The following is a 12,053-nucleotide window of genomic DNA, read 5'->3' on the forward strand; positions in this document are numbered from 1 at the left end:
CCGTGGAACACGTCCCGTGTCGTTGCCCGGGAACCGCGCAGGTTCGGTTCGAGGAGGTCGTGTGTCACACCCCCCGCACATGGATATGGACATGGATTCCGTCTACGCCCGCATCGAGCGGGAGGTCGCCGCCCGCGCCGACCGGCTCTGGGAGGTGAGCCTCGCGCTGCACGGCGAACCGGAGACCGCCTACGAGGAGCATCGCGCCGCCCGGCTCCTGGCGGACGAGCTGGAACGGGAGGGGTTCCGGGTGGAGCGGGGCGCCGCGGGGCTGCCGACCGCCTTCGTCGCCCGTACGGGCACGGCGGCCACCGCCGAAGGGCGCCCGCGCGTCGCCCTGCTGATGGAGTACGACGCGCTGCCGGAGCTGGGGCACGCCTGCGGGCACAATCTGATCGCGGCGGCGGGCCTCGGGGCGGCCCTCGCCGCGCGGGCCGCGCTCGGTGACGCCGGGGGGACCCTGCTGGCGGTCGGGACGCCGGCGGAGGAGCGTGGCGGCGGCAAGGTCGCGGAGGTGGCGGCGGGCCTGTTCGACCGGGTGGACGCGGCGCTGATGTTCCACCCGGGCGTGTACGACTGGTCGTGGGCGCCCCTGACGGCGAGCGCGCAGGTACGGATCGGCTTCCACGGCAGGGCCGCCCACCCGACGGGCAACCCCACGGAAGGCATCGACGCGTTGGGGGCTCTGATCCAGCTGTTCAACACGCTCGGCGTCCTTGACCGGCGGCTGCCCGCGGGCTCGCACGTCCAGGGCATCGTCACGGAGGGGGGCCGGGCGACGAACATCGTTCCCGAGTACGCGGAAGGACTGTTCGGCCTGCGCGGCGCGACCGCCTCCGCGCTGGCCGACCTGATGGAGGAGCTGCGCTCATGCGCCCAGGGCGTCGCGCTGGCCACCGGGACGAAGGCGGAGGTCGCCGAAGTGGCCGCCCGCTACGAGCACTTCCGCGACAACGACGTGCTCTCCGGGCTGTTCGCGGGCCACCTGGAGAGGGCCGGCATCCGGCTGACGGAACCCGAGGCGGGGGTCTATCTGGGGTCCTCCGACATCGGCAACGTCAGCACCCGGGTGCCCGCGATCCATCCGTTCGTGGCCATCATGGGGCCGGACGGCTCGGACCACACGCCTGAGTTCGCCGCGGCGGCCGCCGGGCCGCGCGGTCGCGAGGTCATGCTGGCGGCGGCGTACGCGCTGGCGAGCACGGCGGCCGACGTCCTGCTCCGTACGGATGTGTCCGAGCGGGCCTGGTCCGGCCACCGCCGGAAGGCGGCGGCAGGACGGTGAGGGAGGACCGGCGTCCCCGCAGGTGCCGCCGGTCGTCGCGGCACGGCGCCGGGCCGCCGCCGCGGTTCAGTCCTCGACGGCCACCCGCACGCTCTTGACCTCGGTGTCGGCGGCGTCCGGCACGACCATGCCGGCGTCGACACCGGTGCGCAGATAGCGGACGACCTCGGCGTTGAGACGTTCCCCGGGCAGCGCCGCGGGGATGCCGGGCGGGTACGGGGTGAGCATCTCCGCGGTGATCCGGCCGATGGCCTTCTGCCACGACACCTGCTCCGTCGGCCCGAAGTACGCGTCGCGCGGGAGCTGGACCTGTTCGAGCCGCAGCCGTTCGGGGTCCGGGACCTCGACCTGCTCCGCGGGCCTCAGCTCGTCCGCGTGCGCGGCGACGTCCCGCAGCCCCGCGAGGAGGGTCTGGGCGGAGTCCTCGTCGTCGGCGTGGGTCAGCTGGGCGCTGATGCGGCGGTGGTCGCACAGGTGGAGGTTGATCTGGTGGTGCTCGCGCAGCCAGTCGGCCGCGCGATAGCCCGTCGTACCCAGCGCGGTGATGTCGACGATGATCTGGAGCGGGTCCATGTCGGCCGCGCGGCCGGGCCCGCAGAAGTCGTTCCGGCCGTGTACGCGCATCCCGTCGATGCGGGCGATCCGGGTCCGCAGGGAGGCGGCGAGGGCGAGCGCGTCGTCGTAGAGGGCGCGGCCGTGCTCCACCATCTGGCGCCGCCAGCCGTCGAGGGCGGCGTACAGCAGGACGGAGGGGCTGGTGGTGCCGAGGAGGTCCTCGCGGCTCTTGAGCACCTCGGGGTCGATCAGGTCGCCCTGGAGGTGGAAGACCGAACCCTGTTCCAGGCCGGAGCCCATCTTGTGCACGGAGGTGACGCAGACGTCGGCTCCGGCGTCCATGGCCCAGGTCGGCAGGTCGGGGTGGAAGGGCAGGTGGGCGCCCCAGGCCTCGTCCACGATGAGCGGCTTGCCCCGCTGGTGGCAGACCTGCGCGATGGCGGCCAGATCCGAGCAGGTGCCGTACGGCGTGGGCGTCGTCACGAGGGCGCCCCTGGCGTCCGGGTGCTCGGCGAAGGCCGCCTCGAACGCCTCCGCGGACGGGGGGTGTGCCAGATGCCGCTCGGGGTCCCACTGCGGGGCGACCCAGATGGGCCGGATGCCGGAGAGGATCAGCCCGGAGACCACGGCCTTGTGGGCGTCGCGCCCGACGAGCAGCTTCTCGTGCGGTCCCGCCACGGACAGCATGGCCGACTTGACCGACAGCGAGCTGCCGCAGGGCGAGAAGAAGGTGTGCTCCGCGCCGACGGCGTCCGCCATGAGGGCCTGCGCCTTTTCGAGGACGCCTCGGGAGGACGTCCGGTCGTCCAGGCCGCTGGTCGCCAGGACGTCCGAGCGGAACACCGCGTCCCCGAGGACCTCACGGACCCGTGGATCGGCGCCGCGCCCCTGCTTGTGGCCCGGCGGGGTGAAGGGGGTCTGCCCCTCGGCGTGGTAGGCGGCCAGAGCTTCGAGTACCGGCGCTTTCGAGTGGTCCATAGGGTGCGGTTGCCCTTGACCCGAGAGGCGGAAACGGTGCGCCGCCGCGGTGCGGCCGGGCGGGTGAGCCCGGCCCGGCGCACCGCGGCCCGCGGCCGCGGGAGCGTCAGCGGCGGATGACCGAGCGGATCCAGGAGAGCTGCTGGGAGACCTCTCCCGCCTCGGCGCTCTTCTCCCGGTCGGAGCCGTTGAAGACACCGACGAGGGTTTCGGTGCCGCGCGGGCCGACCGTCATCACCGGGCCGCCGGAGTCGCCCCCGGCGGGAATCCCCTTCACCTTCTTCATGCAGAAGTCGGGGCCGCCCGGCGCAGTGTGACCCGCGCACATGGGGTCGTCCGCCCGTACGACCTTCAGGTCCGACTGCTTGAGGACGGGTGACTGGCAGGCGCTCTCGTCCGTCGTGCAGGTGGCGCCCCATCCGTACTGCCGCACGATCTGGCCGCGGCGGACGCCGACCGTGGACAGGCGCGCCGTGGGGACGTTCATCGGCGGGACCTTGACGAGCATCATGTCGGCGTGCGCGCTGCCCACGCGCTTGCCGGGCAGGGGCCGGACCGTGGTGCCCCTGCGCATGTCGAGATTGCCGACCCGGAAGGAGATCCGCCGGTCGGGGACCGGCCGCGCCTGCTCGTAGAAGCAGTGCGAGGCGGTGAGGATCCACTGCCGGGAGACCGCGGTCCCGGTGCACGCCGGTTTGCCGTCAACGAGCATCCGTACCGCCCACGGGCCGTAGGTGCTCTTGGTCCCGCCGATGACGGCGAAGGCCGGGGCGGAGGACAGCACCTGGCCCGCGACCAGCGCCAAGGCGGTCAGCAACAGGGCATGAAAGCGACGCATTACGCAGAACAACTCCTCGTGGAGGGCCACAGCCGTACAGGTAGTCAGGCCGTACGGACAGTCAGAGAGCCCTCGGAGGCAAAGCGTTCCGTCCGAGCCCTAGGAGATTCGAGCCCTACGAGATCCGAGCCCTACGAGATCGGACCCCGTGTCATTTCTCGCGCCCGCCCGGCCCGCTGCCGCGGCCCCGCCCGCCACGCGGGTGCCACAGGCGCAGCCAGACGTCCCGCGCGTGGCGCCCCGCCTCCGCGCGGCTGCGCGCCACCATCTCGCGGGCCTCGTCCGGCGTCTCCACCATGGGCCCCGATCCGCGCAGCGGCCGTCCGGCGGTCTCGTGCAGGAAGAACGTCGACGCCAGTCCGATCGCGCCGGCCACCATCAGGTAGAAGGCGGGCACCAGCGTGTTGCCGGTGGTGTCGACCAGGTAGGAGGCGAGCAGCGGGGTGGTGCCGCCGAAGAGGGAGACGGAGATGTTGTACGAGATGGACAGGGCGCCGTAGCGCAGACGCGTGGGGAACAGGGCGGGCAGGGTGGCCGCCGCCGTGCCGGCGAAGCAGACGAGGAGCAGGCCGAGGATCGCGCAGCCGAAGGCGGGCATGAGGATGCCGCCTTCGCGGATGAGGAGGAAAGCCGGGACGGCGAGCACGATCAGGGCGATGCTGCCGGCCATGAACATGGGGCGCCTGCCCCACCGGTCCGAACTGCGGCCCACGGTGGTGATGGCGAGCGCCACCAGCAGCATGGTGGCGAGCACCAGCAGTTGCGCGGTGGTGTCGCTCTCCCCCAGTGTCACCGTCATGAACGTGGGGAGGTACGACGTCACCATGTAGTTCGTGACGTTGTAGAGCAGCACCAGTCCCATGCAGATCAGCACCGCCTGCCAGTGCCGGGTGAAGATCTCCTTGAGGCGGCCCTTGCCGGACTGGCGGGCCTGTTCGACGGGGTCGCTCTCGCCCCGCCGGTGGACGACTTCCCGTTCGGCCGCGGCGGAGGCCGCCTCCTGCTGGAAGGCGGGCGTCTCCTCCAGCTTCACGCGCATGTACAGGCCGATGAGCCCGAGCGGTCCCGCGACGAAGAAGGGGATGCGCCAGCCCCAGCTCTCCAGGCCGTCGGTCCCGAGCGTCAGGGTGAGGACGGTGACCAGGCCGGAGCCCAGGGAGTAGCCGATGAAGGTGCCGAAGTCGAGCCAGCTCCCGAGGAATCCACGCCGCTGGTCGGGCGCGTACTCGGCGATGTAGGTGGTCGCGCCGGCGTATTCGCCGCCCGTGGAGAAGCCCTGGACCAGCCGGCACAGGAGGAGCAGCAGCGGGGCGGCGAACCCGATCGAGGCGTACGAGGGCAGCAGGCCGACCGCGAAGGTGCTCACGGCCATCATGATCATGGTCGCGGCGAGCACCCGCTGTCTGCCGATGCGGTCACCGAGCGGGCCGAACACGAGGCCGCCCAGCGGACGGACGAGGAAGGCGGCGGCGAAGGTGGCGAAGGTGGCGACGACCTGGGCGCCGGGTGAGCTGGACGGGAAGAAGACCTTGCCGATCGTGCCCGCCAGATAGGCGTAGACGCCGAAGTCGAACCACTCCATGGTGTTGCCGAGCGCGGCGGCCGTCACCGCGCGTCGCACCTTGGGGCGGTCGGAGACCATCACGTCCTCGGCACTGAGCGCCTTCTTCCGGCGGCGCAGCAAGGTGCGCGCCATCCGGTCCGTCGCCGAACGCGACGAGCGCGCGGTGTCCGCCTCCGGCCCACGGGAATGGCGGGCCTTTCCCCGCGGAAGTCCCCGCGGAAGGCCTTTCACCATGGAGCTTTTCTCCTCTTGTCGCCCGAGAAAAAGCTGTATCCACGCAAAATTAGGCCTAACCGGAAAGACCGGCAAATCGCCCATCGGCCGGGGTGGCGCCGGGGGCGGGCCGGGAGCACAGGCCGTGGTCCGGACGGGTTACCACGATGCGCTATAGTAGATCTTGAACTGGTCGCCGCGGTCGCGGTGAGCACTCACGCGTCGGTGGTCCAAGGAAAGACGCCCCGCTTCCTGCGGGGAAATGCAGGTGCAAGGCCTGCCCGGCGCTCCACAAAGGGCCCGTCCGCGTACAGCGCGGACGGGCCCTTCGCGTGGGCGTACCCGGAGGGGGCGGGCGGTCAGACCTGGCCGCGCCAGGCGCCCGTCTCGGCGCCGCCGCGCTCCTCGATGAACTTCTTGAACCGCTTCAGGTCACCGGTGACCTGCCGCTTCACGAAGCCGAGCTTGTCGCCCACCGTCTCGGCGAGCCCTTCGGGGTCGTAGTCCATCTGCAACATGACCTTGGTGCGCGCTTCGTCAAGGCGGTGGAAGGTGACGACGCCCGCCTGCTTGGCCTGCCCGTCGACCGTCGTCCACGCCACGCGCTCGTCCGGGATCTGCTCCGTGATCGTGGCGTCGAACTCCCGCTCCACACCGCCGATCTTCGTCACCCAGTGGGTCAGCTTGTCGGAGCGCTGCTCGATGCGCTCCACACCGTCCATGAACTCGGGGAAGGTCTCGAACTGGGTCCACTGGTTGTACGCCGTACGAACCGGAACGTCGACTTCGATGGATTCCTCGACCTGCGACACGGATGACACCTTTCCTTGGGGAACTCGTGGAACTCGCTCAGGGTCCTTCTGCGTCGGGCCCTGGGCACTGCGTCGTTTCCTTCTCCGCGAGTGCCCGGGACCTGTGCTTTCACTCCTACCACCGGAGCATGGCGAGCGCCCGCACCGCGTCGTACGCCATCCGTCCCGGGGGCCTCGCCGCGGCTGCCGCTGCTTGATCATGTGAGTGATCGCAAGCCTACGCATGCGCCGCTTCCGCGACCCCCGGCGGTAATTGCCGTGCCAACCTCTTGCGCCACCGGCAACTCCTCTGCCACATTCACCCATGCCAGCGATGGCATGCACGCGTCATGAGCAACCCCGCCTCTGTCGCGCGCACCGCGTCTGCATAGGTATGCAGCGCTGTCCTCATCCAGGACGTCTCACCCCCACACGATGGAGACGAACATGCGTATATCCAGACTGGCTCCCGCGCTCGCGGCCACCGCGCTCGCCGTTCTGGGACTGGCCCCCACGGCCGCGGCCCAGACCCCGGCCAACGCCCCCGCCGCCGCGCCCGCCGCCGCGCCCGTCGCCGCGTCCGCCGAGGGCCAGCAGCCGATCATCGGCGGTGGCTACGCCGGCAACGCCCCCTGGGCGGCCCGGCTCTTCTCCAACGGCCAGCAGACCTGCAGCGCCTCGATCATCGCCCCCACCTGGATCCTCACCGCCAAGCACTGCGTCAGCGGCGGTGGCCTCTCGTTCCGTATCGGCAGCCTCGACCAGACGACCGGCGGCACCGTGGCCAACGGCGTCAGCGTCTACACCCACTCGGGGGCGGACCTGTCCCTGGTCAAGCTCGACCGCTCCGTGGCGGGCACCTACGCCCGTCTCGGCACCCCGGGCTCCGTCTCGGTGAACCAGACCGTGCAGGTGTACGGCTGGGGAGCGACGTCCCAGTGCGGTTCGGAGATCAACTGCCAGTCCCGGCTCCTCAAGGTCGCCAACGTCGTCGTGACCGGCGGTTGCCGCGACGCCTACCAGGGGCAGGCGATCTGCGCCCGTCGCGGCGACGGCATCACGGCGGGCGGCGACTCCGGCGGCCCGATGATGGCCAACGGCGCGCAGGTCGGCGTCGCCTCCACCAGTGACCGCCAGACCACGACCGCGTACACGAACGTGACCGCGTACCGCTCCTGGATCCAGAGCATCGCGGGCGTCTGACAGATCCTCCGGGGACAGCGCTCCCGACCCCCGTCGAGTCCGCCTCCGCGCGCCCGCCGCGCGGAGGCGACACGTCTCTACGGAGACGGCCCGTACAAGGGGTGGCCCGGAAAAGGGTGGTCCGGGAACCATGGGTGCCGACAGGTCAGTTGCGGGCTCGCCGCGGGTGGCGGGCCGCACCGTCCGGGTCCGGGTCCACCCGTTGGACGCGGGCACGCCGCACGACCTTCGGCCCCACCTCCGCGGCCTCGCGGACCAGCGCGGGACCGTCCCAGTCGGTGGGCCAGCCGTGCCACAGCCGCAGCTTGCCGTCCACGACGACCGCGGTGATCTGATCCCGGCCCGAGAGGCGGACCAGCTCCCACGACAGGTCGTAGGACGGGGTGAGTTCGGGCACCCGGAGGTCGACCAGGAGGAAGTCGGCGGCCTTGCCGACGGCGATCTCTCCGGTCACCTTGCCCAGCCCGAGGGCGTCCGCGCTCAGGGCGGTGGCATGGGCGAGCCACACACGGCCGGCGCCGCACGAGGAGTCGCCGGACATCAGACCGTACGTCAGGCGCTGGGCGCTCTCGGCGGCGTCCACGAGGCGGAAGCCGTCACCGCGAGTGCCGTCGGTGCCGGTGCCGAAACGGATGCCCATGCTCTGCCACATCAGGGCGTGCGCGACGGCGTTGCCCTTCCAGGCGCTGGCCACCGGGTTGTAGCTGACGGCGGCACCGGTGTCGGCGAGCATGCGCATCTCGTCGGGGGTGAGCAAGGTGGCGTGGGCGCCCAGGGTATGGGAGTTGAGGGCACCGATGTGGTGCAGGTACGACACCGGGCGGCGCCCCACGCTCTTGAGCGAGCGTTCCACCGCGGCCAGGTGTTCGTTGACGTGGATCTGGAAGACCGCGCCGGCGTCCGCGCACAGCTCCGCCGTCCTCTTCAGCACCTCCGCGGTGGCGTCCTCGGGGACGGGTATCGCCAGGGAAGGGTGGATGAGCCGCGAGCCCTGGAAGCGCTCCAGGTGTTCCTTGCCGCCCTTGCCGTCGGAGACGACCTTGGCCAACACGCAGCGCAGCCCCGCCTCCTCGGCGGCCTTCGCGACGACGCCCACGTCGACGGGTGCGCGGGTGCCGGCGTCGGCGGCGGTCGTGAACCCGCCGCGCAGCGCCTCCAGGGCGGCGAGCTTCGCCGACAGGTGGGCGCTCTCCTCGTCCAGGGCGTGTTCCAGCGGCTCCCAGACGGTCTTGAAGATCTCCGACGGCTGCCCGAACGCCTGCGCCTTGCCGAAGCTCTGCGTCAGGTGGTGGTGGGCGTCCACGAAACCCGGCATCAGCAGATGGCCCTTGAGCCGTACCGTACGGGCGTTCCGGTGCGCGTCGGTGAGTTCGCGGACGGGTCCGACGGCCCGGAAGGTGCCGTCCTGGACCAGGACCGCGCGGTCCTTGACCGGTCCTCCGGGCAGCAGGACGACGTCCGGTACGAACAGCAGCCGCTTGGCGCGGAGGTCCTCGGGGCCGAAGGTGTCGTGACGGCGGTGACCGTCCTCGGCGCCGTGGCCGCCCTCGCGCCCGGCGGCCGCCGCCGGTGCAGCTCCGGCGGCTCCCCACAGGCTCCCGGCTCCGACCAGTCCGGCCCCGACGACGAACCCGCGACGATCCACGCCGGGCATCCCGCCGTCCTCGTCGGGTGACGACCCGTCCTGCCACGTCTGCTGCGCCACCGCACACTCCTTCGTGTTCGCACAGGGAAGGCCCGGCCACGCGGGGCGGCCGAGCCGGGGACGCCGACCATAAACGAGCCCGGAATGTGGAACAAGAGTTTCGGCAGACGGAAAAGAGGGGGAACCTTCGCCTTCGGCGCCCACGCCGAAAGTCGTCCACGCATGCGTTGACCCCGCGCGTGCTCCGCGCTTTGATCGCGTCAGCCCCGCGCACCGACAGTGCGCCCTCACCCGAGTCCTCGACCCCACACTCTCCCGAAGGGGAACCGCCCGATGAGACCTGCCTTACGCATCTCGACGACCGCCGCCCTCGCGGCCGCCCTCACCTGCCTGACCTGGCCCGCGGGAGCGGCGAGCGACGAGCGGACCCCGCGCACCGAACGCATCAGCGTGGCGCCCGACGGCTCCGGCGGCAACTATCACTCGGTGGATCCGTCCGTCAGCGCGGACGGTCGGGTCGTCGCCTTCATGTCGTCGGCGACCAACCTGCTGCCGGGAACGGTTATGCCCAACAACGTCTTCTACCGGACGGCTCCCGGTGCGCCCCTCAAGCGCGTCGTGGTGCCGGGCGAGTCGACGATGGCACCCCGCCTCTCCGATGCGGGCCACCACCTGACGTTCACCTCGTACTCGGCCACGACGCAGAAGTACTCCGTCCACGTGATGGACCTGCGCTCCGGGCGCGTCGAACCCGTGGCGCCCGAGCTGCCGGGCGGCTTCCGCGCGGACCACGGCGCCGCCCCGCTCAGCGCGGACGGACGGTACGTCGCCTTCGTGGCCAAGACCGCCACCGACGAGAACGGGGTGTCCCGCTGCCGGATCATGCTCATGGACCGCGGGACCCAGCGCCTGTGGCGGGCCGGGCCGGCCACGAAACGCGACTGCCAGGACGTCTCCATGAGCGCCGACGGCCGCAAAGTGGCCTACCGGGTCGGCTACTCCGGGGCCTCCGACGACGACCAGGCGGACATCCTGGTGTACGACCGAGTGACCGGGCGGACCGAACAGGCCGATGTCACGTACGACGGGTCACCGGCCGACAGGTCGGCGCTCTCTCCGGTGCTGAGCGCCGACGGCTCCAAGGTCGGCTTCAGCTCGGTGGCCACGAACCTGGTCCCGGGCACCGATCCGAACGGAGACACCGGTACGTCCTGGAACGCCTTCGTCCGCGACCTGCGTACCGGCGCGCTCCAGCGCTACGACGGCCACTCCCCCACCGATGTCACCCTGCTGTCGGACCTGTCGGCGAACGGCTCCAAGGTGCTCCTCAACACGGCCGACGCCGAGCACAGGACGCTGGGGCTGATCCTGCGCGATCCGCGTACCGGCCAGGAGGAGCTGCTCTCGCCGGGACAGGACGGCAAGCCCGTCACGGTGGGCCGGGCCGCACTCAGCACGGACGAGTCGACGGCCGTCTTCGACTCCTACCACCCCGGTCTGGTCCCCGAGGACACCAACCTGATCGGTGACGTCTTCGTGCGCACCCTGTCCTGAGCCGCCACGGCGTGACGCGGGCGGCTCGCGGGTCACAGGAATCGGCGTATGGGTGCCACGGCCACCTCGCGCAGCCGTTGCGCGGCCGGGCGGTGCTGCCAGCGGGCCTTCTCTATCCGCTCGCTGACCTGGAGGTCCTCGTCGAAGTGCTGGTCCAGGGTGGCGGTGAAGTTCTCGTCGAGCACGGCGAGCATGACCTCTTCGTCGTGGTCGAGGGAGCGGCGGTTGAAGTTGGTCGAGCCGATCAATGAGGCGACCTGGTCGACGGTGATGACCTTGGCGTGCATCATCGTCGGCTGATACTGGTAGATCTTCACGCCGCTGGTGAGCAGATCCTCGTAGTGGCGCTGGCCGGCCAGCTGGCAGACCCGCTTGTCGGTGTGGGGGCCGGGAAGCAGGATCTCCACCTCGACGCCCCGCCGGGCCACCGCGCAGAGCAGCTCGATGAAGTAGGCGTCGGGCGCGAAATAGGCGGTGGCCAGGCGGAAGCGCTGCTGCGCCGTTTCCAGCATGACGCGGACGAGGGTCTGCATGTCCTGCCAGCCGAAGCTGGCCGAACCCCGCACGACCTGCACGATCGCTTCGCCGTGCGGCTGGTGGCCGGTGAAGCGGTCCCGGTCGTCGAACAGGACGTCGTGGCACTCGGCCCAGTTCTGGGCGAAGGCGGCGGCGATCCCGTCCACGGCGGGGCCGCGGACCTGGACGTGGGTGTCGCGCCACTCGTTCTCGTTGCGCGCGTCGCCGCACCACTCCTCGGCGATGCCCACCCCGCCGGTGTACGCCGTGTGCTCGTCGACGACCAGCACCTTGCGGTGGCAGCGGTGGTTCTGTTTCAACGGTGACAGGTACAAAGGCTTGCGGAACCAGGACACCTCGGCCCCGGCGGACTCCATCAGGTCCAGCAGGTCCTTCTCGATGAGACGACTGCCGAAGCCGTCCAGGAGCAGCCGCACCCGCACCCCGGCGCGGGCCCGGTCGGCCAACGCGTGGGCGAACTGGCGGGCTATCTCCCCTCGCCAGTAGACGAACGTCATCAGGTCCACGGTGTACTCGGCCCCGCGGATGGCCGCCAGCATCGAGGCGAAGATCTCGTCGCCGTTGCGCAGCGGGACCAGGGCATTGCCCTCGGTCGCGGCGATGCCGATCAACCGTTCCAGGCGCCGTCGCATCCGCTGCTTGCGTTCGGTCACCGACGGATCCGTCGGCGCCGAGGGCACGGACGGGTCCGGTCGGTGGCTTGTTCTCTTCATGACTTCCCTCGTCATCGGGCACCTCTCCTCGCGTTCAGCTGCGCAGGTCCTCCAGTATCCGGGCCCCACCGGAGTGCCTACTGCCCGGGAAGTCGGCCCGGTCACGGGGAACGCGTGGAAACGGTTCTTGACGTTCACATTGACTTAACCGGTTCCGTACACGAAATTGTGCTGCGG

The 12,053-nt window shown here is 71.0% G+C and carries 9 protein-coding genes; 3 read left to right on the top strand and 6 right to left on the bottom strand.

Features of this window, described 5'->3' with window-relative positions:
• Positions 1-91: 91 nt before the first annotated feature.
• The gene (locus ABZ385_RS16585) at positions 92-1,285 is read left to right on the top strand and encodes an amidohydrolase (protein WP_358911912.1); all 1,194 of its coding nucleotides are present in this window, start codon (positions 92-94) and stop codon (positions 1,283-1,285) included.
• A gap of 66 nt (positions 1,286-1,351) precedes the next feature.
• Here the strand turns inward: ABZ385_RS16585 and ABZ385_RS16590 are convergent, their stop codons facing one another.
• The 4 genes from ABZ385_RS16590 to ABZ385_RS16605 form a co-directional block, all read right to left on the bottom strand.
• Positions 1,352-2,818 carry an ornithine decarboxylase gene (locus tag ABZ385_RS16590; RefSeq protein ID WP_358911914.1) on the bottom strand — a complete coding sequence of 489 codons (1,467 nt, stop codon included), beginning with the start codon at positions 2,816-2,818 and terminating at the stop codon, positions 1,352-1,354.
• A 106-nt stretch (positions 2,819-2,924) separates the two neighbouring features.
• Positions 2,925-3,656 (bottom strand): trypsin-like serine protease, encoded by a 732-nt coding sequence (locus ABZ385_RS16595; protein WP_358911916.1) that lies wholly within the window; start codon positions 3,654-3,656, stop codon positions 2,925-2,927.
• 151 nt (positions 3,657-3,807) lie between these two features.
• Positions 3,808-5,352: a glycine betaine/L-proline transporter ProP gene (proP, locus tag ABZ385_RS16600; protein ID WP_358578403.1), complete on the bottom strand. Its 1,545-nt coding sequence runs from the start codon at positions 5,350-5,352 to the stop codon at positions 3,808-3,810.
• 440 nt (positions 5,353-5,792) lie between these two features.
• Entirely contained in the window at positions 5,793-6,245 is a 453-nt protein-coding gene (locus tag ABZ385_RS16605) for an SRPBCC family protein (protein WP_358578405.1), read from the bottom strand.
• A gap of 426 nt (positions 6,246-6,671) precedes the next feature.
• Here ABZ385_RS16605 and ABZ385_RS16610 point away from each other — a divergent pair, with 426 nt between their 5' ends.
• On the top strand, positions 6,672-7,427 hold the full coding sequence (locus ABZ385_RS16610; RefSeq protein WP_358911918.1) for a trypsin-like serine protease: 756 nt from the start codon (positions 6,672-6,674) through the stop codon (positions 7,425-7,427).
• A gap of 145 nt (positions 7,428-7,572) precedes the next feature.
• Here the strand turns inward: ABZ385_RS16610 and ABZ385_RS16615 are convergent, their stop codons facing one another.
• Positions 7,573-9,081, bottom strand: coding sequence for an amidohydrolase family protein (locus ABZ385_RS16615; RefSeq protein WP_358911949.1), 1,509 nt, complete (start codon positions 9,079-9,081; stop codon positions 7,573-7,575).
• Positions 9,082-9,405: 324 nt separating this feature from the next.
• Here ABZ385_RS16615 and ABZ385_RS16620 point away from each other — a divergent pair, with 324 nt between their 5' ends.
• Positions 9,406-10,626 (top strand): hypothetical protein, encoded by a 1,221-nt coding sequence (locus ABZ385_RS16620; RefSeq protein ID WP_358911920.1) that lies wholly within the window; start codon positions 9,406-9,408, stop codon positions 10,624-10,626.
• A 32-nt stretch (positions 10,627-10,658) separates the two neighbouring features.
• Here ABZ385_RS16620 and ABZ385_RS16625 read toward each other — a convergent pair whose 3' ends face one another.
• Positions 10,659-11,795 carry a phospholipase D-like domain-containing protein gene (locus tag ABZ385_RS16625; protein ID WP_358578454.1) on the bottom strand — a complete coding sequence of 379 codons (1,137 nt, stop codon included), beginning with the start codon at positions 11,793-11,795 and terminating at the stop codon, positions 10,659-10,661.
• Between the last annotated feature and the right edge of the window lie 258 nt (positions 11,796-12,053).

This window comes from Streptomyces sp. NPDC005898 (assembly GCF_040629635.1).
In the GTDB taxonomy this organism is placed as follows: domain Bacteria; phylum Actinomycetota; class Actinomycetes; order Streptomycetales; family Streptomycetaceae; genus Streptomyces.